This is a genomic window from Lysobacter sp. Hz25, assembly GCF_046097045.1.
Classification (GTDB): domain Bacteria; phylum Pseudomonadota; class Gammaproteobacteria; order Xanthomonadales; family Xanthomonadaceae; genus Lysobacter; species Lysobacter antibioticus_B.
Window position 1 is genome coordinate 155132 of sequence record NZ_CP175666.1, and the last position, 25629, is coordinate 180760.

General features: G+C 66.8%; 17 protein-coding genes. 12 read left to right on the top strand and 5 right to left on the bottom strand.

Annotation, left to right across the window (positions count from 1 at the left end):
* Window position 1: 1 nt before the first annotated feature.
* Together ACKN61_RS00665 and hemH are read right to left on the bottom strand one after the other, a co-directional pair.
* The gene (locus ACKN61_RS00665) at window positions 2–868 is read right to left on the bottom strand and encodes an alpha/beta fold hydrolase (RefSeq protein ID WP_408951848.1); all 867 of its coding nucleotides are present in this window, start codon (window positions 866–868) and stop codon (window positions 2–4) included.
* On the bottom strand, window positions 865–1860 hold the full coding sequence (hemH, locus tag ACKN61_RS00670) for a ferrochelatase (protein WP_408953736.1): 996 nt from the start codon (window positions 1858–1860) through the stop codon (window positions 865–867). Before hemH ends, ACKN61_RS00665 begins: the two co-directional genes overlap by 4 nt.
* A 241-nt stretch (window positions 1861–2101) precedes the next feature.
* Between hemH and ACKN61_RS00675 the strand changes: the two genes are divergently transcribed.
* The 6 genes from ACKN61_RS00675 to ACKN61_RS00700 all read left to right on the top strand — a co-directional run bounded on the left by ACKN61_RS00675 (window position 2102) and on the right by ACKN61_RS00700 (window position 6867).
* On the top strand, window positions 2102–3100 hold the full coding sequence (locus ACKN61_RS00675) for a hypothetical protein (protein ID WP_408951849.1): 999 nt from the start codon (window positions 2102–2104) through the stop codon (window positions 3098–3100).
* A 287-nt stretch (window positions 3101–3387) separates the two neighbouring features.
* The gene (locus ACKN61_RS00680) at window positions 3388–4293 is read left to right on the top strand and encodes a lipid-binding SYLF domain-containing protein (protein ID WP_408953737.1); all 906 of its coding nucleotides are present in this window, start codon (window positions 3388–3390) and stop codon (window positions 4291–4293) included.
* Window positions 4294–4562: 269 nt separating this feature from the next.
* Window positions 4563–4796 (top strand): Sec-independent protein translocase subunit TatA, encoded by a 234-nt coding sequence (tatA, locus tag ACKN61_RS00685; protein ID WP_031370598.1) that lies wholly within the window; start codon window positions 4563–4565, stop codon window positions 4794–4796.
* A 49-nt stretch (window positions 4797–4845) separates the two neighbouring features.
* A complete protein-coding gene (tatB, locus tag ACKN61_RS00690; protein WP_408951850.1) occupies window positions 4846–5364 on the top strand; it encodes a Sec-independent protein translocase protein TatB in 519 nt (172 codons plus the stop codon).
* A complete protein-coding gene (tatC, locus tag ACKN61_RS00695; RefSeq protein WP_408951851.1) occupies window positions 5351–6169 on the top strand; it encodes a twin-arginine translocase subunit TatC in 819 nt (272 codons plus the stop codon). The genes tatB and tatC overlap by 14 nt, the downstream gene beginning before the upstream one ends.
* Window positions 6166–6867, top strand: coding sequence for an RDD family protein (locus tag ACKN61_RS00700; protein WP_408951852.1), 702 nt, complete (start codon window positions 6166–6168; stop codon window positions 6865–6867). Before tatC ends, ACKN61_RS00700 begins: the two co-directional genes overlap by 4 nt.
* Before the next feature lie 20 nt (window positions 6868–6887).
* Here ACKN61_RS00700 and ACKN61_RS00705 read toward each other — a convergent pair whose 3' ends face one another.
* On the bottom strand, window positions 6888–7820 hold the full coding sequence (locus tag ACKN61_RS00705; protein ID WP_408951853.1) for a hypothetical protein: 933 nt from the start codon (window positions 7818–7820) through the stop codon (window positions 6888–6890).
* A gap of 103 nt (window positions 7821–7923) precedes the next feature.
* Window positions 7924–8601 carry a glutamine amidotransferase gene (locus tag ACKN61_RS00710; RefSeq protein ID WP_408953738.1) on the bottom strand — a complete coding sequence of 226 codons (678 nt, stop codon included), beginning with the start codon at window positions 8599–8601 and terminating at the stop codon, window positions 7924–7926.
* A 148-nt stretch (window positions 8602–8749) separates the two neighbouring features.
* Between ACKN61_RS00710 and glyQ the strand changes: the two genes are divergently transcribed.
* Together glyQ and glyS are read left to right on the top strand one after the other, a co-directional pair.
* Window positions 8750–9685 (top strand): glycine--tRNA ligase subunit alpha, encoded by a 936-nt coding sequence (glyQ, locus tag ACKN61_RS00715; RefSeq protein WP_408951854.1) that lies wholly within the window; start codon window positions 8750–8752, stop codon window positions 9683–9685.
* Between the two features lie 173 nt (window positions 9686–9858).
* A complete protein-coding gene (gene glyS, locus ACKN61_RS00720; RefSeq protein WP_408951855.1) occupies window positions 9859–12042 on the top strand; it encodes a glycine--tRNA ligase subunit beta in 2184 nt (727 codons plus the stop codon).
* 200 nt (window positions 12043–12242) lie between these two features.
* Here the strand turns inward: glyS and ACKN61_RS00725 are convergent, their stop codons facing one another.
* Complete coding sequence (locus tag ACKN61_RS00725) at window positions 12243–15164, bottom strand: TonB-dependent receptor domain-containing protein (RefSeq protein WP_408951856.1); 2922 nt, start codon at window positions 15162–15164, stop codon at window positions 12243–12245.
* A 355-nt stretch (window positions 15165–15519) separates the two neighbouring features.
* Between ACKN61_RS00725 and ACKN61_RS00730 the strand changes: the two genes are divergently transcribed.
* The 4 genes from ACKN61_RS00730 (at window position 15520) to ACKN61_RS00745 (ending at window position 25627) form a co-directional block, all read left to right on the top strand.
* Window positions 15520–17388: an autotransporter assembly complex protein TamA gene (locus ACKN61_RS00730; RefSeq protein WP_408951857.1), complete on the top strand. Its 1869-nt coding sequence runs from the start codon at window positions 15520–15522 to the stop codon at window positions 17386–17388.
* Between the two features lie 30 nt (window positions 17389–17418).
* A complete protein-coding gene (locus ACKN61_RS00735; protein ID WP_408951858.1) occupies window positions 17419–21303 on the top strand; it encodes a translocation/assembly module TamB domain-containing protein in 3885 nt (1294 codons plus the stop codon).
* An 87-nt stretch (window positions 21304–21390) separates the two neighbouring features.
* Window positions 21391–22515, top strand: a complete 1125-nt coding sequence (locus tag ACKN61_RS00740; RefSeq protein WP_408951859.1) for a Fic family protein — start codon at window positions 21391–21393, stop codon at window positions 22513–22515.
* Window positions 22505–25627: a DUF6531 domain-containing protein gene (locus ACKN61_RS00745; protein ID WP_408951860.1), complete on the top strand. Its 3123-nt coding sequence runs from the start codon at window positions 22505–22507 to the stop codon at window positions 25625–25627. The genes ACKN61_RS00740 and ACKN61_RS00745 overlap by 11 nt, the downstream gene beginning before the upstream one ends.
* Window positions 25628–25629: the final 2 nt, after the last annotated feature.

Consider the following 25629-nt stretch of genomic DNA (forward strand, 5'->3'; position numbering starts at 1 on the left):
CTCAGCCTGCGAGGAAGGCGCGGAACAGTTCGCCGACGTCGCGCGGCTGCTCCATGTGCAGGTGATGGGTTCCGGCCAACACGTGCATCTCGCCGCGCGGCAGCAGGGTCGCGCGTTCGCGGCGCAGCTCGTCGGGCATGTAGGGCTGGGCCGGGTCGGCCCAGACCATGCAGGTGGGGCTTTCGATCGCCGCGATCAGCGAGCGCATCTGCGCCTCGCTCATGCGCATCGCCGTGGTCAGGGTCAGGCGCGGATCGCTGCGCCAGACGAAACCGCCCTGGCTTTCGTCGCTGCGCACCGGCGCCACGCCGCGTTCGACCAGCAGGCGTGCGACCGGTTCGCTGAGGCTGTTGGCGGTCATGCGAGCGCGCACCGCGGTGGCGATGTCGCCGAACACGCGCAACTGTTTGCCGACCAGCGCGGCCTGGCCGGCGAAGGCCTCGCGCAGACGCGCGGCGACGCGGTCTTCGGGTTCGGTCAGCGAGCCCAGGGCTTCGATCAGCAACAGTCGGTCGACCCGCTGCGGCGTGGCCGCGGCGGCGACGCTGGCGGTGGCGCCGCCGAGCGAATGGCCCAGCACATGGAAGCGATCCCAGCCCAAGGCGTCGGCGACCGCGAGCGCGGCGCGCGCGGCGGTGATCAAGGTGTAGTCGGCGGCCGGCGGCAGATGCGCGCTGGCGCCGTGGCCCGGCAGGTCCGGGGCGACCAGGTCGAAGCCCTCGAACCAGGGCGCGATCGGCACGAAGCTGGCGGCGTTGTCGAGCCAGCCGTGCAGGGCGAGCAGGCGCGGCGCGCCGATCTGGCCGTTGCGCAGGCCGGCCAGGCGGCCGAATACGCTGTCGACGGCGAATTCCTGCAACGCCGTCATCGCTCCCAGGCTCCGAGCGCGCGCCGGGCGATGCCGGCCAGCAGCGCGGCATGCGCCGGCGACTCGTTGAGACAGGGGATGTAGCGCAGCTCGCCGCCGTGTTCGGCGAAATCCTCGGCCAGCATCATCGCGACCTCTTCCAGGGTTTCCAGGCAATCGACCGCGAAGCCGGGCGCGACCACGTCGACGCGCTTGATGCCGCGCGCCGCCAGCGCATCCAGGGTGCCGGCGGTGGACGGTTCCAGCCAGCGTTCGCGGCCGAAGCGCGATTGATAGGTGAGCGTCCAGGCCGCGTCGGGCAGGTGCAGGGCCCGGGCGATGGCGCGCGCGCTGGCTTCGCACTGGCGGGCATAAGGGTCGCCGCCGTCGACGAAGCGTTGCGGCAGGCCGTGGAACGAGAACAGCAGGTGCTCGCCGGCGCCCTCGTTGGCGCGGTGGCGATGGATCGAGTCGGCGATCGCCGCGACCCAGTCCGGGTCGTCGTGATAATCGTCGACCAGACGCGTCGCCAGGCCTTCGGCGCGGCCGAGCACGTCGCCGACCGAGGCGGTGGTCGAGGTCGAGTACTGCGGATACAGCGGCAGGGCCAACACACGTCGCACGCCCTCGGCCTGCAACCGTTGCAACAACTGCTTCCACGACGGCTGGCCGTAGCGCATCGCATGCAGCACGCGCACCTCGGGCAGTTCGTGCTGGACGGCCTGGGCGAGGCGGCGCGTGTGCACGGCCAGCGGCGAGCCTTCCGGCAGCCAGACGCTGGCGTATTTGTTGGCGACCTTGCCGCTGCGCAGGGGCAGGATGGCGAAATGCAGCAGCGGGCACCACAGCCAGCGGCTCATGTCGACGACCCGGCGGTCGTGCAAGAACTCGGACAGATAACGGCGCACCGCGCGCGTGTTCGGCGCTTCGGGCGTGCCGAGATTGACCAGGACCACGGCGGTGTCGGCGGTGGAGGGGGCGTTGCGGTCGGTGATGCTGGCGGTTGCGGGCATGGGCATAGGATGACACCCGGCGCCCCGCCTGCGAAATCTCCGCGGGATCGAAGTTTTCGATGGCAGCGATAGGCGAGGGCGGATAGAGGTGGCGAGACGCTGTGTCGCTCGGGCGTTCGTACGTGCGTACCGCAGGTCCCGCGTCGGCGTACTCTCGATCGGCGATCATGTCCGGACGGAGCGACGCCACGCGCCCCTGGACCAGATATCCCGACCGCAGCCGTATCCTGGAGAAGCGCGCGTGAGCAAAGCCGCACTGAAGATGGCCGTACCGACGATAGCCGGGTTGATCCTGGGATCCAGCCTGCCCGTGGCCGCACAACAGATTCCCGACCGCGACTACCGCGCGCCGATCCTGGCGCCGACCTACGCCAAAGGCACCGGGCCGGTGGTGTGCCTGGACGAGGCCCACCATAACTTCCACACCCTCGAAGGCCGCTATTGGTCGTTCGGCGAGCTGTTGCGCCGCGACGGCCATTCGGTGCGGCCGCTGCGCGGCAGGCTCAAGGCGGCGACGTTGGCGCCGTGCGCGATCGTGGTGATCGCCAATGCGCAGCCGAGCGATGCCGATTGGAACGACTACCCCAGCCCCACCCCATCGGCCTTCAGCGACGCCGAGATCCGCGCGACCCGGCGTTGGGTCGAGCGCGGCGGCAAGCTGTGGCTGATCGCCGACCATATGCCGCTGGCGGGCGCGGCGGCGTCGTTGGCGCGGGCGTTCGGGGTCGAGTTCAGCGACGGCTTCGCGATGCCGGGCTTCGACGCCGATCCGCAGCGACGTGCGGCGATCTTCAGCCAGCAGACCCTGTTCCGGCGCAGCGACGGCACCCTCGTTGCGCATGCCGTACTGCGCGGTCGTCGCAGCGGCGAAACGGTGACCCAGGTGCGCAGTTTCACCGGCCAGGCCTTCCGCTTGCCGGATGGCGCCGAGCCGGTGCTGGCGCTGCCGTCGGGCTATGTCTCTCTGCAACCGCTCAAGCCCTGGAAATTCCACGCCGATACGCCGCAGATTCCGGTCGCCGGTTGGTCGCAGGGCGCGGTATTGCGGGTAGGGGCCGGGCGCGCTGCGTTCTTCGGCGAGGCGGCGATGTTCACCACGCAGCTGCAAGGCCCGGATAAGCGCCCGATGGGCATGAATGCGCCCGGGGCGGAGCAGAATTTCCAGCTCGCCTTGAACGTCGCGCATTGGCTGTCGGGCCGGCTCGACGCCGACGCGCCTTCGCCGAAGCCGGTGCGATAAGCGCACAGCCGCATCGCGCCGGTTCGCGCTGTGCGGCCGCGAACCAGCCGCCCTTCAGCCGCGATTCGGCGAGGATTCATCGCCGAATCGCTAGCCTCGCGAAAGGCTCGGTCCTGCGATCGGGCCCGTTACCGATGAACGTGCCCGCTGCGCGTTCGCGACCTGCGCAACCGGTGCTGTCAAGCCGGTGCAGCGTCGATGCGACGTACCGTCGAGCGCGCCGAGCATGTTCTACTTCCGAACATGTCTGTTTCCGCCGTCCGCCGGAGTCCCCCATGTCCTGTTCCTTGCCTCGCGTCCTGAGTCTGAGTCTCGCCCTGAGCCTGGGTATCGCCGCCACCGCCGCCGTGGCCGGCCCGACCGAGGATCAACGCGCACGCGATGCGGTGCGCGTGCTCGGCGACATCCAGCAAATTCCCGAATCCTCGATTCCCGACAAGCTGTTCGACGAAGCGCGCGCGATCGTCGTGGTGCCCGACACGCTGAAGATCGGCCTGGTCGTCGGCGGTCGCCGCGGCCACGGCCTGGTCTCGGTCAAGAACCCCGACGGCACCTGGTCGAACCCGAGCTTCGTCAAGCTCACCGGCGGCAGCTTCGGCTTCCAGGCCGGCGTGCAGTCCTCCGACATCGTGCTGGTGTTCCGCGGCGACCGCGGCCTGGATTCGATCGTCAACGGCAAGGTCACCCTTGGCGCCGACGCCAGCGTCGCCGCCGGCCCGGTCGGCCGCACCGCCGCGGCCGCCACCGACGGCCAGCTCAAGGCCGAGATCTGGTCGTGGTCGCGCGCGCGCGGCCTGTTCGCCGGCATCGCTCTCGATGGCGCCGCGCTGTCGATCGACGACGACGCCAACCAGGCCGTCTACGGCGAGGGCAGCACCCCGCGCATGATTTTCGAGGGCCGCGCGAACGGCCAGCCGTCCACTGCCGTGGTCGATTTCCGCGACCGTCTGGAAGAGGCCAGCGCGACCGCGCGCGCCAACCGCACCGCCGAGGACCAACGTCCCGCGCTCGGCGCCACGGTGTATCCGGAATCCGGGGTGACCCCGGTCCAAGCCGCGGCCGCCGCCCAGCCCGCCCCGGCGCGGACCCGCCTGGCGCCGGCCGAGCCGGCCCAGCCGCAGCCCGTTCAGGGCCAGCCGCAGCCGTTCGAGACCGTGCCGGCCAACCCGGCCAAGGTCGAACCGCTGCCCTGATCGGCCTGCCGGTTGCGGTTCGATGGCGGCCGCATGACGGTTCGCCGACGGCCGCGCCGCGCCGGTGCGTGACCGCGGGCTCATTGCCCGTGGCCGGGCCGTGTCGATCTGTATCGGACGGCCGGTGTCGCAACCTTCTGTTACAAAGGTTGCGGTATCCTCACGGCCCCGGTTGCGCGCATCGACATCGCGCCGGCCGCGGACGCGCTGATCGGACCAGCCGGCTTGAGGTTCTCATCCACTATCAACGGGTTTAACGGGACACCGCCATGGGCAGCATGAGTTGGATTCACTGGGTCGTCGTCCTGCTGATCGTCGTTCTGGTTTTCGGCACCAAGCGTCTGGGCAACATCGGCAAAGACGTCGGCGAAGCCGTGAAGGGCTTCAAGAAGGGCATGCACGACGACGACAAGCCGACGCAGCAGCTCAACGACGAAACCCGTCAAGACAACGCCTCCGACAAGACGCCGTCCTCGCGCAACGACGAGCACACCCCGCGCTGACGCTCGCGGCCCCGACGCGCTCCGCCCTTCCGCAGGCCAGCCCCAGACCATGTTCGACATAGGCTTCTCGGAAGTCTTCGTGATCGCGATCGTGGCTTTGATCGTGCTCGGTCCCGAACGCTTGCCCAAGGCCGCGCGCTTCGCCGGCCTGTGGGTGCGGCGCGCCCGGGCGCAGTGGTATTCGGTCAAGTCCGAACTCGAGAACGAGCTCGCCGACGAGGACCTCAAGCGCAGCCTGCGCCAGGCCCAGGACGATCTGCGCGACGTGCAGGGCCAGTTGCGCGACAGCGGCCGGGCCATGCGCGACGAAGTCGATGCCATGAACCGCAGCATCGCCGCGCCGGTCGGCGCCGCCGCCGCCGCCAGCCAACCCGAGGACAGCGCCGCCGACAGCGCGACCGCCTCCGGCGATGCGCATGGCGCCGAGCCGGCTTCAACCGAGCCGGCTGAGCAAGCGCCGGCCGAGCCGGCCGCGGACGCACCGCCGACCCACGATTACGCCAGCGCCGCCTTGCCGGATTACCGCCCTTCCTCCAAGACGCCGACGCCGAACGATGAGCGACGCTGAATCCCGCGCGCCGCAAGCCGGCGGCCCCGGCGACGATGCCTCGCCCGAACCGCGTCTGCTCGATCACCTGATCGAGCTGCGCGCACGCCTGCTGCGCGGCGTGACCGGGCTGATCGTCGTCTTCCTCGGCTTTCTGCCGTTCGCCAACAAGCTCTATCACTACCTGGCGACGCCGCTGCTGGCCAAGCTGCCGGCCGGCAGCCAGCTGATCGCGGTGGAAGTCGCCTCGCCGTTCTCGGCGCCGCTCAAGCTGGCGTTCTTCGCCGCGCTCATGGTCACCATGCCGTGGCTGCTGTACCAGGCCTGGGCCTTCGTCGCGCCCGGCCTGTACCGGCGCGAGAAACGCCTGGCCCTGCCGCTGCTGGTGTCGGCGCTGGTGTTGTTCTACGCCGGCTGCGCGTTCGCGTTCTTCCTGGTGCTGCCGTCGGTGTTCGGTTTCCTGGTCAAGGTCACACCGGTCGGCGTGGCGATGATGACCGACATCAACGCCTACCTGGATTTCGTGCTGATCCTGTTCCTGGCCTTCGGCATCAGCTTCGAAGTGCCGGTGGCGCTGGTGATCCTGGCCCTGCTCGGTTGGGTCACCCCGGCCCAGCTCAAGGAAGCGCGCGGTTACGCGGTGGTCGGCATCTTCGTCATCGCCGCGGTGATCACGCCGCCGGACGTGGTCTCGCAGCTGATGTTGGCGATTCCGATGTGCATCCTCTACGAGATCGGCATCATCGCCGCGAAGTGGGTGGCCTCCGACCGTCGCGATCGCGACGGCGAGGACGATGCTTCGAGCGGGGACGCGCGCGACCGATGAGCGCACCGGCGAGTGCGCCGGCCGGGTTCTGGCCGCGCTACGCGGCCTGGTCGCTGGATGCGGCCGCGGTCGCCGCGGCGACCAGCATCATCGGCGCCGGCCAGTGGCTGGCCCTGGCCGAATCGGCCCGGCGGGCCTATGCGGCGATGGCCGCACGCACTGCCGAGGTGATGGCCGATTCGGTGCTCGACGACCTGTCATTCGGCGGTTTCGCGCAACGGCTGCTCGCCGATCCGGCCCTGCATGCGGTGGCCACGACCACGGTGACCGCACTGACCGCGCTGGTGTTCGGCTGGATTCTCGCCTTCGCACTGCTCGGCGCGGTGTATGAGCTCGGTTTCGTGCTGTCGCCGTGGCAGGCCACGCCCGGCAAGCGTGCGCTGGGGCTGCGCGTGACCGACATGGACGGACAGGCGCTTGGCCTGGGCCGCATCGCCCTGCGTTATTTCGGCGGCGGTCTGTCGTGGCTGAGCTTGAACATCGGCCATCTGCTGGCGATGGCGAAACCCGAACACCGCGCCTTGCACGACCGCCTGGCCGGTGCGCGGGTGGTGCGCGACGGCGACGCGCGCATGCCGCTGTGGGGTTGGGCCTGGGTGTTGCTGCAGCTGTCGGCGACCTTGTTCGCGATGGTCCGGCTGTTCGGCGCGATGCAGGCCACGATGGACGCGGCCGTGTATCAGGCCGGCGGCCTGTAGCGCGCCAGCCGGAGTGCGGCTCAGGCTTCCAGCTGTCCCGGACGCGGCGTCGATGAGGCCTGCTGCGTGACCGGCTGTTCGCCCTGGCCGAACACGTCGCGCCAGGCGTAGTAACAGGTGCCGACCATGACCACCACCACCACGGCGCCATAGGCCAGGTACAACGAGGCGGCGAGCAGGGCGCCGACCACCGGATGGATGAGGCTGCCGATCTGCACCAGCACGATCGCGATCACGCTCGCCAGCACCGCCGACACCACCACGCCGAGCACGAACAGCATCGCCGCGAGCAGGTAGGCGCCAAGGTTCCACAGCGAGGCGCTGACGCTGCGCTTGACCGCATCCGACAGGCTCAGCCCCGAGAACATGATCAGCGGCACCGAGATCAGCAGGATCGCGTTGCTGAAATAGTTGAACAGGAACTGCACCAGCATCATCAGGCCCGGGTGATCGGGCTCCGGTGCGGTGGCGACATGGCCGCTGAGCGCGCTGCGCATCATTTCCAGGTACTGCGGCCAGTAATCCTGGCCGGCCAGCCAGATCACCAGCGCGGTGCTGACCAGGGTCAGGGCGATCTGGATCAGGCCCAGCAGGGCGAGCGGGCCGGCCTTGCCCAGGCGCAGCGGCGCGAACAGGTCGCGCGCGCGCGTCGGCCGTCCGGCCTCGGCTTCGCTGATCACGTGCATGAGGCCGGCCAGCAGGATCGGCAGCAACAGCACCAGGGCGACGAACATCGGGATCAGCGCGGTCGCGACGCTGGCCATGTCGGGGTTGGCGCCGCCGGCGAGACTGCGCGCCGGGGTCGCCAGTACCAACGCCAGCAGGTACAGCACCGCCATGAACAGCACCGCGGCGCCGAAGATCGCGCGCGGATTGCGCGTGCCCAGGTTGATCGCGCGGATCAGCCATTGCACGCCGTGGGTCAGCGGTACCTTGCGCATCGGTGGGGTCATCGGATCGATCCTGGCCGTGGGGCCGTATTGCTCGGTGAATACGAAGTCGGTGCAACGAATGAGGCCGCACGGTCGCAGGCCCGCGACCGCGCCGACGCGGCGCTCAGCGCCCGTGCAGCGCGCGCGCGTGGCCGACGAAACGCCGCAGCACGCGCCGTGCGAACGGCGTGGCGCTGACGCTGCCGGCGATGGTCCGGGGGCAATGGCCTTCGTTGCGCAGCGCGTCCTGGCGCGCCCGCACATAGCCGCGCATATGCGTGGCGCTGAATTCGGGGTGGAACTGCACGCCCCAGGCGTTTTCGCCCCAACGGAAGGCGTGGCAGGCATCGTGGGCGGAACGCGCCAGCACGGTGGCGCCGTCGGGCGCGCGCAACACGGTCTGCAGATGCGTGGCCTGGGCCGGGAACTGGTTGGGCAGGCCGGCGAACAAGGGGTCGTCGCCGGCGCTGGCGTGCAGCTCCAGGCCGATCGTGCCCATCTCGCGGCCGGCCGGGTGGTTGCCGACTTCGCCGCCGAGTGCGTGGGCCAGCAGCTGGTGGCCGTAGCAGATGCCGAACAGCGGCAGGCGCGCGTGCGCGGCCTCGCGCAACCAGGCGGCGCTGCGTTCGCTCCAGTCGGCGCGGTCGGTGACCATCGCGCCCGAGCCGGTGACGATGGCGCCGGCGAAGCCTTCGCGGCTCGGCAGCGGCTCGCCGTGTTCGACGTTGACCACCACCGCCTCGTCGCGATCGAGCCCGGCTGCGACCCGGATCCAATGCGGAAAGCCGCGGTGGCGGCGCATGGAGGCGACCGGCTGGCCGGTCTCGAGGATCAGGAAGGGCGGATTCACGGCGTGGCGGCAGGCGGGAGCGGTGCGAAACCAGGGGGAAAGCCCTGGCGCGCAAGGCTCGTCGCTATACTAACCCGCTTTGCTGCACTGCGATGAGACCATGGCCGCGAGCGACCACCCGACCCCGCTGATCACCTTCCAGAGCATGATCCAGCGCCTGAACGCCTTCTGGGCTGAACAGGGCTGCGTGCTGATCCAGCCGCTCGACCTCGAAGTCGGCGCCGGTACCTTCCACCCGGCGACCTTCCTGCGCGCGCTGGGTCCGGAGCCGTGGAACGCCGCCTACGTCCAGCCCTGCCGCCGCCCCACCGACGGCCGCTACGGCGACAACCCCAACCGCCTGCAGCGCTATTACCAGTACCAGGTGGCGATGAAGCCCAGCCCCGACAACATCGTCGAGCTGTACTTCGATTCGCTCAAGGCGCTCGGCGTCGACCCGATGGTGCACGACCTGCGCCTGGTCGAAGACAACTGGGAATCGCCGACCCTCGGCGCCTGGGGCCTGGGCTGGGAAGTCTGGCTCAATGGCATGGAAGTCACTCAGTTCACCTACTTCCAGCAGGCCGGCGGCCTGGAGTGCAAGCCGGTGCTCGGCGAGATCACCTACGGTCTCGAGCGCCTGTGCATGTACCTGCAGAACGTCGACAACGTGTTCGACCTGGTCTGGACCTACGGTCCGGACGGTACGCCGGTGACCTACCGCGACGTCTACCACCAGAACGAAGTCGAGCAGAGCGCCTACAACTTCGAGCATGCCGATGTCGCCGAGCTGTTCCATCGCTTCGACGCCTGCGAAGCCGAAGCGCAGAAGCTGATCGAACTCGGCCTGCCGCTGCCGGCCTACGACCAGGTCTGCAAGGCCAGTCATTCCTTCAACCTGCTCGATGCGCGCCGTGCGATCAGCGTGACCGAACGCCAGCGCTACATCCTGCGCGTGCGCAAGATCGCCCAGGGCGTGGCCGAGGCCTATCACGCCCAGCGCGAAAAGCTCGGTTTCCCCGGTCTGAAGCAGGCATCGAAAGCCGAAGCCGCATAAGGCTCCGAAGCCCCTCTCCCGCGTGCGGGAGAGGGGTTGGGGTGAGGGCCTGGCGACTGAAGTCCGCCGATCCTCCCACCGAACCAGTACAGCTCGCTCGAACTCACCCACCTCGCCGCAGCAAGCGCGAGGCGTCTTCCCCGCAAGGAGGACGAAAACGCAAAGGCATCCGCATGAGCACGACGCAACCTCTTCTGATCGAACTGGGCACCGAGGAACTGCCGGTCAAGGCCCTGCCGGGCCTGGCCCAGGCGTTCTTCGACGGCGTGCTCGACGGCCTGCACAAGCGCGGCATCGGCTTCGATCGCGAAGGCGCCAAGCCGCTGTACACGCCGCGCCGCCTGGCCGTGCGCCTCAACGGCGTGACCACCGAGCAGCCCGAGCAGAAGAGCGAAGTGCTCGGCCCCTATCTCAACATCGCCCTCGACGCCGACGGCCAGCCGACCAAGGCGCTGCAGGGTTTCGCCCAGAAGGCCGGCATCGACTGGAGCGAGCTCGAACGCACCAGCGACGCCAAGGGCGAACGTTTCGTCCACCGCGCGACCAAGCCCGGCGCCGACACCGCCAGCCTGCTGCCCGAAATCGTGCGCGAAGCGCTCGCGGCGATGCCGATCCCCAAGCCGATGCGCTGGGGCGACCATGGCTACGGTTTCGCCCGGCCGGTGCATTGGCTGGTGCTGCTGCTCGGCACCGAGGTGGTGCCGGCCGACCTGCTCGGCGTGCGCAGCGACCGCATGAGCCGCGGCCACCGCTTCATGCACGACAAGCCGGTCTGGTTCAGCGCGCCCGAGGACTATGTCGAATCCCTGCGCAGCGCCAGCGTGCTGGTCGACGCCGACGAGCGCCGCGAGCGCATCGTCCGCGAAGTCACCGCCGCGGCGCAGCAGGCCGGCGGCCAGGCGCGCATCGACGAAGGCATCCTGGAAGAGGTCAACGGCCTGACCGAATGGCCGGTCGCCATCGCCTGCGGCTTCGAGCGCGAGTTCCTCGCCGTGCCGCAGGAAGCCTTGATCGCGACCATGGAAGCCAACCAGAAATTCTTCCCGGTGCTCGACGCGCAAGGCCAGCTGACCGAGCGCTTCATCGGCATCGCCAACATCCAGTCCAGGAACGAGGCCGAGGTCCGCAAGGGCTATGAGCGCGTCATCCGCCCGCGTTTCGCCGATGCCAAGTTCTTTTTCGACGAGGATCTGAAGCAAGGCCTGGAGTCGATGGGCGAGGGCCTGAAGACGGTGACCTATCAGGCCAAGCTCGGCAGCGTCGCCGACAAGGTCGCGCGTGTCGCCGCGCTGGCCGAAGCGATCGCGCCGGCGGCCGGCGTCGAGCCGGCGCAGGCCAAGCGCGCCGCGCTGCTGTCGAAGAACGACTTGCAGTCGCGCATGGTCAACGAGTTCCCAGAACTGCAGGGCATCGCCGGCCGTTACTACGCCCAGGCCGCGAACGAGTCGGCCGAGGTGGCTGCGGCGATCGACGAGGCTTATATGCCGCGTTTCGCCGGCGATGCGATCGCGCCGTCGAAGCTGGGGCAGGTGCTCGCGATTGCCGAGCGACTGGATACCTTGGCGGGCGGTTTCGCCGCGGGTTTGAAGCCTACTGGCAATAAGGATCCTTTCAGTCTGCGTCGCAATGCATTGGGACTGGCGCGTACTTTGATCGAAGGCCAGCTTGAAGTGGACTTCACGCGCATGTTGCATCGGGCTAGCGAAAGCGCCGCTTTTCAGGCTCCGCTTCGTCAGCTGGCCGAGGTCGAACGTAAGTCGGCGAACGCTCTCAAGAGTAGCGACTTGCAGACATCGGGGGAGACCTCGGGCGAGATGCTTGCTGTTCTCAATGGGGAGAATATCCAGTCCTTCGTGCTTGAACGACTACGTAACTATTACGCGGACCAGTCTGTCCCAGGCCAGCAGTTCGATGCTGTCGAAGCGCTGGTGAATTCGCTGGATACCTTGACCCTGTACGATTTCGACCGCCGCCTCAAAGCCATCGCCGAATTCGCCAAGCTGCCCGAAGCCGAAGCGCTGGCCGCGGCCAACAAGCGCATCCGCAACATCCTCAAGAAGGTCGACGGCGACGTCCCGACGACGATCGACCCGGCGCGTTTCGTCGAGAGCGCCGAGCGCGAGCTGGCCGAAGTCGTCGATGCCGCGATCGCCGACACCGATCCGTTGCTGGCGCAGCGCGACTATGTCGCCGTGCTCGGCCGCCTGGCCCGCCTGCGCCCGCAGGTCGACGCCTTCTTCACCCACGTGATGGTCAACGTCGACGACCTGGCGGTGCGCAACAACCGACTGGCCTTGCTGAAGCGTTTGTCCGACCGCCTCGGCAGCGTCGCTGCGATCGAGCATCTGTCGATCTGAGTTCGGGCACCTCGCAGAAAGCGAAAGGCCGGCGCAAGCCGGCCTTTTTGTTGCGTGCGGTTACGGTGCAGCCGCGTCTCATCGGGCGCGAGGTCGTGCGGCAGACGAATCCGTCGCCTCGGCTCTGTTGCGAGTGCCCATGAAAAAGGAGCCGGCTTGCGCCGGCTCCTCGTTTCACGCTGCAAGCTTCCGGGTCGAACTCAGAAGAACTTGTAGTTCACGCCGACGTAGTAGGCGCGGCCGATCGAGTCGTACAGACCCGAGCCGAAGCCCGTGCCGAACAGGTTGACCGGCGGATCGGAGTCGAACAGGTTGGTCACGCCGCCGTAGATCTGCCAGCCGCTGTCCTTGATCGTGTAGCTGCCGCGCACGTCGTGGAACACGCCCGAACCGGCCGTGATCGGCCTGGTCGAGGTCGGGTTCGAACGGTAGCTCTCGTTGGTCACGCGCAGGCCGCCGTCGGCGAAGCGGGTGCTCCAGTTCACGTCCCAGTTGTCGCGCATATAAGCCACGCGTACGGTGGCCTTCCATTCCGGGAAGCCCAGGGTCTTGTTCTGGTCGACCGTCTCGTCCTTGTCTTCCTGGAACGGATAGTCGGTGTAGCCCAGCACCTTGGTGGCGTTGAGGTCCCAGCGCATGCGGCCGCCCCACAACGGGTGGCTGTAGTACATGCCGAGGTCGATGCCGTCGGTGGTGGTGGCGGCGATGTTCTGGTTGATCGAGGTCAGGAAGCTGATCTGGCCATCGGGACCACGTTCGGTGTTGCGGCAGTAGATGTTGTCGATGCCGTTCGGGTTATCGACGCAACGATCGGCGGTCTGCTGGAAAGTCGGCGCCGTGATGGAGTCGATGATCTTGATTTCCCAGTAGTCCACGTTCATGCCGAAGCCTTCGAGGAAGGTCGGGGTGAACACGAAACCCGCGGTCCAGCTGCGGCCGGTTTCCGGATCGAGATCCGGGTTGCTGCCCGACAGGCCTTCGTTGGTGGCCGAGAAGGTGTCCTGGAAGTCCGGCGGCAGGCCCAGCGCGGCGCAGTTACGGGCGCGCACGGCCGGGTCTTTGGCGTTGCGGGTGTTGATCGGATCGCAGGGATCGAGGACGCCGCCGAAGTTCTGCGACTGGCCGCCGAACAGTTCGTCGATGTTCGGCGCGCGCACGGCGGCCGACATGTTGCCGCGGATGCGCAGGCTGTCGTTGATCGCCCAGTCCAGGTTGTAACGCCAGGCCTTGGTGCCGCCGATGGTGTCGTACTTGGAGTAACGGCCGGCGGCGCCGACGGTCAGGCTCTTGATCGCCGGCAGGTCGGCCAGCAACGGCACCGCGACTTCGGCCCAGATCTCGCGGACGTTGTAGCTGCCGCCCGAGTTCGGGATCGCGTTGAGGAAGGTCTCGCCGGCGATGTCCAGCGGATCGTTGATCGAACGGCTGGTTTCGCGACGGTACTCGACACCGGTGCCGAAGCTGACCGGACCGGCCTTGAGCTCGAACAGGTTGTTGTTGGTCAGCGAACCGCCGGCCACGAACTGGGTCAGGCGCGCCTTGGAGATCGTGGTGACGTTGAACCAGTTGGCGGCGGCCGGACTGATCGCGCCTTCGCCGAACACCGAGAACGGAATGCAGCTCGCGGCCACTTCCGGCGAGATGATGCCGTCGAGGGTCGCGGTGTTGTTGTAATAGGCCAGGTTCATGTGGCCGGGGTCGATCTTGGAGCGGCAGACGATATTGCCGTTTGCGTCCTTGACCGCGTCCAGGCCCGCGTAGAAGCGTTCCATGTGGCGGTTGTTGAGGTTGCGGCGACGCTCGTGGGTGCGGCCGTAGTTGACCGACACGTCGTACAGCCAGTCGCTGGTCAGCGCGCCTTCGGCGCCGAACACGACGCGGGCGGTCTGGCGGTCGGTGTCTTCGCCGCGCGATCCGGCATCGACGTCGTTACGTGCGACATTAATCGACTGGCGCGCGCCCATCAGCGCCAGCAGCTCCGGCGTCACGTAGGCGTTGTCGCGCTCGATGATGTGTGGATTGCCGGTCGCGCCGAACGCCGGCGAGAAGTACGACTTGCTGTGGACCTTGCTGTACATGCCTTCGAAGTACAGGCGGTGGTCCTGGTTCAGATCGAAACCGGCGACAGCGCTGACGGTGTCGCGCTTGTACTGCGGCTGGATCTGCAGGTCCTGGTTGCCGTCGAGGCGATCGCAGTTCTGACAGGTGGCGTTGGTATTGCGCAGGGTCGGGCTATCGCGGTCGGCCGGACCGTCGAAGCGCTGCTTGCGCACCTGGCCGTTCGGGTCGAAGGTATAGCGCAGGCTCGGATTGAAGTTGCTGCCCAGCGAGAAGGTGCCGGCGCTGGTGATGGTGTAGTTGCCGGCATCCGGCAACAAAGTATTGTCGAAGCCGCTGCCCGGCGAGCGGATCGCGCGGTAAGCCTGCTTGCCGAAGCGGTCGCCGAACATCAGGCGGTCCTGCTGGCTGTGCTCGAACGACAGCGCGACGTTGCCGCGGTCTTCGGCGAAGTTCCAGCCGCCGGTCAACGAGATGAATTCCTTGCCGAAGCTGCCGTGCTGGCTGTCGCCGATCTGCGCGTGCAGGTTGGCGCCTTCGAACTTCTTCTTGAGGATGAAGTTGACCACGCCGGAGACGGCGTCGGCGCCGTACACCGCCGAAGCGCCGCCGGTGATGATTTCGACGCGCTCGACCCAGTCGGCCGGAATCAGGTTGGTGTCGACGGCCGAGGTGCCGGCGGATGCGCCGACCATGCGGCGACCGTTGACCAGCACCAGGGTGCGGGCGGTGCCGAGGTTGCGCAGATCCTGCATCGCCACGCCGGCAGTGCCGATGAAGCGGCCGGAGTTGCCCATCGTGAACGTGGTGGCCAGCTGCGGCATCGTCGTCAGCAGGTCGCCGATGTTGATCGCGCCGGTCGCCTTGATGTCTTCGGCGGTCAGGATGCTGACCGGGGCCGGGGAGACGACGTTCGGGTTGGAGATGCGCGAACCGGTAACGGTAACGGTTTCGATCTTGGTGACGTCTTCATTCGAAGCCGTTTCCGCCTGCTGTGCATAGGCGGGCGCGACGACGCCGACCAGTGCGGTGCAAACAGCAGTGGTGAGTATTTTTCTGTTCACGAAGTGGACTCCTGAAATATGCAGTGACATTGCTTCCCTACCGTGTGACTTCCCTATGGATGGGAGTGGTGGATTGGCTGTTTTCTAGGAGACCCCGATGAGTCCGCCGCGCAGCCCCCAGCGCATGCGGTCAGTTCCCCTGAGGCCGAAATTACGACTTCTTAACGCCATATGCAACGAATCTGCAAAGTGGCTGAACAAAATACGTAAGCAATACAAGCCTTTACCGGTTATCCTGACCGCTATGCCATTGATCCCCCGCCTTTTTTTCGCCGTCGCCCTGGTACTTGGAGCCGCCGGCACGGCCCGGGCGGCCAAAGTCGGCAAAGTCGAGATCGTCGGCCTCGATGAGGCCATGACCCAAAACGTGCGCGTTTCCCTGTCCCTGGTCGACACGATCGGCAAGGACGTGTCCGGGCGCCGCCTGGGCTATCTGCTGCGCGAGGCCGAAAACGAGGCCCGCGAGGCCCTGGAGCCGTTCGGCTACTACTCGCCGACGATCAAGGTCGAGGATTCCCGCGGCACCCGCCGCCGCGATCCGGCACTGCCGGCCGACTCCAGCCCGGCTGAAGCCAGCCCGGTTGGGGCGAGCCCGGCTGACGCCAATCAGGCTGAAGCGAGCCAGGCCGAGGCCGGCACCGGCGAAGACCCGACCGCCCGAGGCGCTTCGTCCCAGGATTCGGCCGCTCCGGCCGCCTCGGCAGCGACCCCCTCGGTGCCGATCACGGTCACCGTGACCATCGACAAGGGCGAACCGGTCAAGGTGCGGCGCTCCGACATCGCCATCCTCGGCGCCGGCAGCGACGACCGTTACCTCAACCAGGACCTCGAGGCCTTCCGGCCCGGCCCGGACCAGGTGTTCAATCACGAACTGTACGAGGCCAGCAAGACCAAGATCACCCGGCGTCTGGCCGAGCGCGGCTACTTCGATGCGGATTTTTCTTCGCGGCGGGTGGAAGTGACCCGCGCCGAACATGCCGCCGACATCGACCTGGTTTGGACCAGCGGCCAGCGCTACGACATGGGCCCGATCACCTTCGAGCAGACGCCCAAGCGGATCATCCGCGACAGCCTGCTCGAGCGCCTGGTGTACTGGGAACAGGGCAGCTACTACCACCAAGGCAAACTCGACCGCTTTCGCGAGTCGCTGTCGCGGCTGGACTATTTCGCCAGCATCGACATCGAGCCGCAGCCGGACCAGGCGGTCGACGGCCAGGTGCCGGTCAAGGTCGTCCTGACCCCGGCCAAGCGCAGCATCTATACCGCCGGCCTGAGCTACGGCACCGACAGCGGCGCCGGCGTGCGCCTGGGCCTGGAGCGGCGTTACCTCAACGACCGCGGCCACAAGGCCCTGGCCCAGGTCGATTTCGCCGAGCGCCGCAAGACCGCGACCCTGCAGTACCGCATCCCGGCCTTCGCCTGGCTCGACGGCTGGTACACCTTCAGCCTGCAGGGCACCGACGAGCAGACCGACTACATCGACTCGCGCCGCATCGAACTGGTCGCCAGCCGCAGCGGCAAGATCAACCAGCGCTGGACCGCCACCGCCTCGGTGCACGGCCTGCGCGAGCGTTGGGCCTATGCCGACGAGGACGACGACGATCCGACCACGCCGGTCGAGTACCGTTCGGCGACCTTCCTGTACCCCTCGTTCCGGGTCGAGTACGTCGACGCCGACGACCGCCTGTATCCGCGCAACGGCATCGCCGCCACCGCGATGCTGCGCGGCGGCCTGGAAAGCGTCGGCTCGGATGCGAATTTCCTGCAGCTGCACACGACCGCGCGCTGGTACAAGGGCCTGGGCCCGCGCAGCCGCCTGATCGCCCGCGGCGAACTCGGCCACACCTTCACCGACGCCCTGGTCGACATGCCGCCGACCTTGCGTTTTTACGCCGGCGGCGACCGCAGCATCCGCGGCTACGAATGGCGCGAAGTCGGGCCGCGCATCCCCGCGATCGACGGCCGCAAGGCGTTCGCGCTCGGCGCCAAAAACGTGGTCACCGGCAGCGTCGAGTACGAGCAGTACTTCAACGACAGTTGGGGCGCGGCGGTGTTCGTCGATAGCGGCAGCGCGTTCGACAACACCCCGAAGCTGCGCACCGGCGTCGGCGTGGGCGTACGGTGGCGCTCGCCGGTCGGTCCCTTGCGGATCGACATCGCGCGCGGCCTGGACGACCCGGATTCGGGTTTCCAGTTGTATCTCAACATCGGCGCCGATCTCTAAGGCACGCGGCCAGGACGACCCTGCAACGACATGAGCGATACGCCGAAAACTCCCGAACAACTGCTGCTCGAACGTCGCCAGCGTCGTCGCGCGGCGGCCAAGCGCTGGGCCTGGCGCAGCAGTTTCATCGCCGGGGCCTTGACCCTGTTGATCGCGGCCGGCTTGTACTGGCTGATCAGCACCATCGCCGGCCGCGACCTGTTGCTGGCGCAGATCGTCTCGCGCCTGCCGGCCGATTCGACCTTCACCTGGACCGCGGCCGAGGGGCCGGTGTCGGGGCCGCTGACCTTGCGCGGCGTGCGCTTCGCTTATAAGGGCACGGTGTTCACCGCCGAGCGCATCTTCGTCGATCCGGCCTTGAGCCCCCTGCTCGGCCGCAAGCTGCGTCTGGACGCGCTGCAGGTCGAGAACGCGACCCTCGACCTGCCCAAGAGCGACGAGCCCTTCGAGCTGCCGAGTTGGCCCGAGGTGTTGCCGCAGATCGAACCGCCGCTGGCCTTGCAGGCCGACGACGTGCGCATCGACGGCTTCAAGCTCAGCCAGGAAGGCGAGCCGCTGATCGACGTGAGCCGCCTGCGCGCCGGGCTCGATGCCCAGTCGGGCAAGCTGCATGTCGAGAAACTCGAAGCGCTGACCGACCGCGGCCGTTTCACCGTGCACGGCGAGTACGAACCGCGCAACGACTTTAAGACCGACGTGGTGGCGACCGTGGTGTTGCCGAGCGCGCCGGGGCGCACGCCGCCGCGGCTGGGCCTGGTCGCGCGCGGCGACCTATCGCGCATGGACGTCGCCATCGCCGGCGCCGCACCCGGTCCGGTGCGTGCGAGCCTGACCCTGCGCGGCAAGGACGATCCGCGCTGGCAGTTGCGCGCGCGCGCCGATGCGCTCGATGTCGGCCTGCTGCTGGCGCCGGACGCCAAGCCGAGCGACACGCCGATGGCGTTGCGCTTCGAGGCCGGTGGCGTCGGCGGCAATGCCGACCTCAACGGCGAATTCCGCCAGGGCGATCTGGCGGTGACGGTGCTGCCGTCGAAGATTTCGCTCAAGGACCAGGTGCTTAACGTGCAGCCGTTGGCGCTGCAGTTGTTCGACGGCACCGCGACCCTGCGCGGCCATGCCGATTTCACCGATGCGCAGAACGGCCAGTTCAAGTTCGCCGTCAACGCGAACAATCTGCGTTGGGGCGGCCAGCCTGCGGCGACCACCGCGACCGCGGCCGCGATCGCCAAGCCTTCGCGCGCGCCGCAGGCGCCGGCCACGCCGGCCATCGTGCTGGAGACCGCGCAGCTCGGTTTCGCCGGCACGGTCAAGGCCTGGGCCGCGATCGGCAACGCCCGTTTGCTGCGCGACAAACAGGCCGCGACGGTCGAGTTCGACGGACGCGGCGACGACCAGCGCATGAGCCTGAAGACGCTCAAGGCCAAGATGCCGACCGGCCAGCTCGACGGCAGCGGCGACGTCGCCTGGGCGCCGGCGCTCGGCTGGAACTTCAAGGCGACCCTGTGGGGTTTCGACCCGGGCTATTTCGCCCCGGAATGGAAGGGCGCGGTCGACGGCCAGCTCGCCAGCACCGGCGCCACCCGCGCCGACGGCGGCCTGGAAATCCGCGTCGACGCCGAACGCCTTGGCGGCCGTCTGCGCGACCGGCCGCTCGGCGGACGCGGTCGCTTCGCGATGCACGGTGCCGCGTCCGGCAAGAGCGACGACGCTTACGAAGGCGACGTCGCCCTGACCCTCGGCGGCAGCCGCGTCGATGCCAAGGGCAAACTCGCCCAGGCGATCGAACTCGACGCCAAGCTGGCGCCGCTGCAACTCAACGATCTGTTGCCGAACACCGCCGGCAGCCTTAAGGGCACGCTCAAGCTCAGCGGCGCCCGCGATGCGCCGAACATCGACGCCGACCTGACCGGCAGCGGCCTCAAGTACGGCGACTACACAGCGGCGAGTTTCAGCGCCAAAGGCCGCTTGCCCTGGCGCGGCCGCGGCGGCGAACTGGCTTTGCGCGCGAGCGATCTCAATGCCGGCCTCGCCCTGTCGTCGCTGAGCGTCGATGCGCGCGGCGCGGTCGAGTCCCTGCAATTGCAGGCGCAGGCCGACAGCGAGGTCGCCCAGCTCGCACTGGCCGGTCATGCCGACAAGCGCGGCGCGACCTGGCAAGGTGCGCTGGCATCGTTACAACTGACGCCGAGCAAGGGCGCGTCCTGGCGTTTGCAGCAGGCCGCGCAGTTCCGTTGGGACGGACGCAATGGCGCGTTGACGAATGCCTGCCTGGCCTCGAGCAGCGGCGGTTCGCTGTGCGCCAGCGCGGACTGGCCGCGGCGCGGTGTCGATATCAAGGGGCAGGGGTTGCCGCTGTTGTTGGCCCAGGCCTATCTGCCCGAACGCAGCGACAAGCGGCCGTGGTTGCTGCGCGGCGAAATCGCGCTCGACGGCGAACTGCGTCCGGTCGGCAACGGCTGGCGCGGCCAGGTCGATATCAGCTCGGCCGGCGGCGGTCTCAAGTTCAGCGAACGCGCGCGCCGCGAACTGCTGCGCTACAACGCGTTGTCGCTGAAGGTGACCTTCGACCCGAACAAGCTCAACGCCGAACTCAAGGCCGGCTTCAACGACGACGGCCACATCGACGCGAAGATCGCCACCGGTTGGGACGCCTATGCGCCCCTGTCCGGCGACGTCTCGGTCGACACCGACGAACTCACCTGGCTGGAGATGTTCTCGCCCGACATCGTCGAGCCCAAGGGCCGCCTCGAAGGCCGCATCAGCCTGGCCGGTACGCGCTCGCAGCCCTTGCTCGGCGGCCAGGCGCAGCTGAGCCAGTTCACCACCGAACTGCCGGCGCTTGGCATCGTCCTGCAGAACGGCAATGTCCGCCTCGACGCGCAGAGCGACGGCAGCGCGCGCATCGCCGGCAGCGTGCGCTCCGGCGAAGGCACTTTGAACATCGACGGCACGCTCGGCTGGCAGGGCGACGACACGCCGCTGGTGCTCAACCTGCGCGGCACCAACGTGCTCGCCTCCGACACCCGCGACCTGCATGCGATCGCCAACCCCGACCTGACCGTGCGCTATGCCGCCAAGCAGCCGCTGCAGGTCACCGGCACGGTGACCATCCCGACCGCGCGTATCGACCTGGAACGCCTCGACCAGGGCGTGTCGGTGTCCGAGGACGTGGTGGTGCTCGACCCGGTCGATCCGGAAGACACCGGCGCCTCGCCGCTCGACCTCGACCTGACCCTGGTGGTCGGAGAACAGGTCAAGCTCAACGGCTTCGGCCTCGACGGCAAGCTCGGTGGCCAGATGCGGGTGCGTTCGCGCCCCGGCCGCGAGATGACCGCCAACGGCGCGCTCAACGTCGAAGGCCGCTACACCGCCTACGGCCAGAAACTGCAGATCACCCGCGGCCGCCTGGCCTGGAATAACGGCCCGGTGTCGGACCCGATCCTCGACGTGCGCGCCGAACGCGAAGTCGGCGCGGTCACCGCCGGCGTCGACATCAGCGGCCGGGTCAGTTCGCCGCAGGTCAATGTCTGGTCGAACCCGGCCAGCTCGCAGTCCGAAGCGCTGGCCTATCTCGCGCTCGGCCGGCCGCTGTCGTCGGTCAGCGGCGACGAAGGCCGCCAGCTCAACGCCGCCAGCGCCGCGCTCTCGGCCGGCGGCGGCATGCTCGCCTCGCAGCTCGGCGCCAAGATCGGCCTCGACGATGCCGGCGTGATGGAAAGCCGCGCCCTCGGCGGTTCGGTGCTCGGCGTCGGCAAATACCTGTCGCCGCGCCTGTACGTCGGTTACGGCGTGTCCCTGCTCGGCACCGGCCAGGTGCTGACCTTGAAGTATCTGCTGCGCAAGGGCTTCGACATCGAGATCGAGTCGAGCACGATCGAGAACCGCGCGTCGATCAATTGGCGCAAGGAGAAGTAGGCGCGCATTTGCGATCACTCGGCACATATTGCGTGACGATTAGCGCATAACTATCCTGTCCCGGCCATTGCTTAGGGAAGCGATGCAATGCCTGAGGGGGCAGGGATGCAGCGGCCAGTGGATGCTGGAAGCAAGAAGCAAGACGTGGGGGCGACGTCCTCGGCGAGTGTGCCGATGGGGCGCTTTGACAGCGTGCCGTCCGCTATCACCGGCGTGCCGCTTACGTATTTCACGCCGGCCCCACTCAATGAGCTTTTGAGGCGCTTTGGGACGGCTCCGATCGCTCGGAACTACAGCTTCGGTTCGCGGGATTCCAACCATTGCCTGATTCTGGTGCGCTTGGCCAGCCTGAGCAGCGGCCAGGTCGTGGACATCGAGCAGGCCCGACGCCTGGCTGGCCTTTGGCTGCAGCCCGCCGCATGGACGTCCGTTGAGCAGCTCATCGAATTCGCGCGTTCGATTTCGCCCGGGATTAAGGGACTGCGCGAAGAAATTTCATTTGTAGGCGGCCCCACTGCGAGTCGGGCCAAGCACATATTCGCGCCTGCCTCTGAGCTGCCGAACCTCGTCGAGGAAATCGCAGGCTCGCTCGGTTCGGAGAACATATCCGTCGATGCTGCCGCTATTGCCGCGCTGGTAGGCTTCTGCGCCGTACATGCCCATCCTTTTGTCGACGGCAACGGAAGGTGGTCCCGCGCGTTGGCAATGTATGCCGGTATGCGCAAGGAAGGTCGCGCTGCCATGTCGGCGACCGTTTTTCTGAGTGCCGAGAACCAGTTGCTTTGCGAACGAATCTGGCCGGACGCGCGTCGAGCCGGAGCGGATACGTATATGGCAGCGCTTTATGCGTTCGAGCGGACGCTGTTCGTCCACTTAGACGCGACTCCTAAGTTGGTCGGGCTGCTCGATGAAGTCAATGATGTGGTACGCGCGGCGGCGCGTGGGTCACGAAGACTGAGCGAACGCCTGATGGTGCAGTTGTACGCGGAAGGTGGTCTTGCGTTGGCGGAGCTGCGGGCGCGTTGCGGTCTGTCCACGCGCGCAGCGACGGGGTGCGCGGAACGCCTGCGAGAAACGGGACTGCTCGGTGTGCGTGCCGGGGCGGCATGGATCGATATGGCGGAACCGCTGGCGCTGGCTGCAGATGCAGTGAGCGCTGCTGGCGCCGCCGCTCGTAAAGAAATCTATAAAGGATCGAGGAATGAGGCCTGATATCGGTTGTGAGCTAAGTGCGCGTGGGCGAGGAGAGCTTAGATACGCCATCGGCGCAATTCTATTCGCCACAGCGATGGCAACGGTTCCAATGCCGGCTGCTGCATCCGATCCGCCGCCGCATGATCTACCTGGCTTGCAGGTCACGTCGCCTTTCCCCCGGTTTCCTCGATCGGTCGTCAATGGTGCGCTTTACATGCGCAACTATGGGAGTTGGGAAGCGCACAGTACGGTGCCTCAGGACACGCCTCAGTACTACGAAGAAAGCCCACCGGATCCCGGTACCGGAAAGGACAAGGGAACTAACTGCGACAAGAACGTCGGACGTTCCAATCCGATCTACTTGTCCAACGCCAACAAGGCCGAATTCGAACTGGATTTTGCGGATTCGGATCTGGAGTTTCCGCTGCTGTTCGAACGGACTTACAACCATAACGCTACCGACCATTACTACACCGTCACCGGCAACGTCTGGTTGACTAGCTTCGATTACCAGTTCGAGGGCGGCACCCTGGTCGCGCGTCGGCCAGATGGTTCGTCGATCTACTTTGATGGAACTCTGGTGGGCGACCGATTTTACGAGAAGCGCGCAGATCCGCGGCGCTATGTCGTGGTTGCCATTGGGGGAGGCAGTTATGCCTTACATCGTGGCGACGGCGTAGTCGAACACTACGAACTCGGTGAAAGCAACGGAGCCTACCGAATCCGCAAAATCGAGAACGGCCGTGGAGTCGGTTGGACATTCGTGTACGGCGCACCGGGCGGCACGCCCTACCAGCCGTCGGCTGTCATTCATACTTCCGGTAAGCGTATCTCGCTGGAGTACAGCAATCAGAAGTTGGCCAAAGTCACGGATCCAGCCGGAAACCTCTATCAGTACGGTGGCGACAGTCGTCAGGGATCGACTTACGTCATCTATCCCGACGGCGTGAATCTGACCTACCACTACAGCCTTGAAGACGGCGCGGCGGCTTACGACTCGGAGCGAGAGTTGACCGGCAAGTCCTACGACGGCGTTCGTTACTCACGTTTCCATTGGGGGGAGATCAAGTTTCCCTACTTTGCGCGCAGGGTGCCAATATCCAGCGAACATGCGGGTGGGGTCGAAAAGTCCCAGTTCGAGTACACCCTGGCGCAGAGCGACGGCAGCGTCACCAAGGTTGTCGAAACCAATCCGCTTGGGAAAAAGGCGACCTATCTGTTCGACAAAGGCCGTCTGACCGAGGTAACCGGACATGCTTCGCCTTTGTGTTCGGGCTCAGTCAGCTCAATCACCTACGACAGCAACGGCAGCAAGGACCGCGTCACCGATCCGCGCGGTAACGTCACCGATTATGACTACTCATCGGGCGGAAGGCTGGCTCGGCTCACCGAGGCGGCGGGTACCGCGCAGCAGCGTGTCACTGAGTACCAATGGGATCCGACTAAGGAGCGGATGGCCGAGGTCAAGGTGGTGGGGCTGAACAAGGTGACCTATCGTTACGATCAGGACGACCGTCCTGCTGAGGTGATTAGCCAGAATTTGTCAGTGCACGGCGTGTCCGGTCAGACGCGCAGTGTCAACTACACCTACACCCATCACGGCAATGGGAAGATCGCAACGGTCACCGTCGATGGACCGCTGCCCGGCAACGGTGACGCGAAAGTGTTCTCCTACTCGTCCACCGGCAACCTGCTTTCCGTGCGCGACAGCCTCGGCAACGCCACCAGCTACAGTAATCACAACGGCCTTGGCCTTCCAGGACGGATTGAAGGCGCGAACGGCGAGGCTGTCGAGTACTCGTATGACACTCGTGGGCGGGTGCTGAGTACGCGCCAGATCACCCAGCGAGGGACTGCTGAGACGAAGAACTATTATGCTCACGGGCTGCTTGCTTCTTCTATCTCGGCCGACGGGGTAGAAACACGCTATGTCTACGACGCAGCTCGCCGACTCACCGATGTGTACCGCAAGGAGCCGGATGGCAGCTATGCGCGGCGACGGTACGTGCTCAATGCGATGTCTCAGCCAACGACGGTGGAAGTGTCGCGAGCCGATTACCCGTCGGATACACGAATAGCCGGCAACATCGACGGACTGTTCCAGTCAGGCGGGGTCCATTACGTCTCAGGCTGGGCTTGTTCGACCGGCATGACCCGTTCGATCGATGTCCATGTTTACGCAGGTGGGACCTTTCTGGTCAGCATCACCGCGGACAAAGACAGCGAGCCTGCAGTGGCGGCGGCATGCGGGACGCAGGGCACCCGTTACCGGTTCACGGTTCCCTTGTCTATGGAAATACGGCAACAGCGCGGTGGACAGGCCATCACTGCGTTCGGCATCTCGCCGACCGGGGACGGTGCGCAGAATCTGATGCTGACTGGATCCAATGTGCATGCGGTTCCCGCGCTGGGCTTCGCCGGAACCATCGACGGCGTCGGTCCTGATAGCGCATGGAATTACTTCTTGAACGGATGGGCGTGCACCGTCGGCGCCGCCGGACCTATTGATGTGCATCTTTACCTGGGAGGGCCGGCTGGCAGCGGAACGTTCATCGGTGCCTATCACGCAGATGGCGCTGCCGAAGCAGCGGTCGGGCAGGCCTGCGAGAGCAGCAACCATGCGCATAGATTCAACATCGCTCTGAGTACTGACTTCCGCCGACAACACGCCGGAAAATCGATTTATGTTCATGCGGTAACGTCGACCCAGGAAAAGTTACTGTCAGGCTCCGGAGCGCATGCGATTCCGGGAATCGGCAATAACGCCGAGATCGTCTCGTACGACGCGCCGAACTACATGAACTTGGGCGAAACGGCCAATGTCACAGTGCGAGTTCGCAACACCGGCGACGTGACCTGGGGCGCATCGGGCGGCGAAACTTATTCTTTCGGCAAGAACTCATACCTTTACAGCATGCCGGAAAGATTGCCGCTCTCCAGTCCGGTCGCGCCTGGGGCGGTTGCAACGTTCAACTTCAATGTTTACGCGGACCGGGAGGGCTTGATCCATCTCGGTGGCCGAATGCGGAGTGATGCGGCGGGTTGGTTCGGCGCTACAACCGCATGGGATATCACGGTCGAAGACCCGTACTACCAGTGCACCGACGCGTACTGCGAGGTGCCGCGATGAGA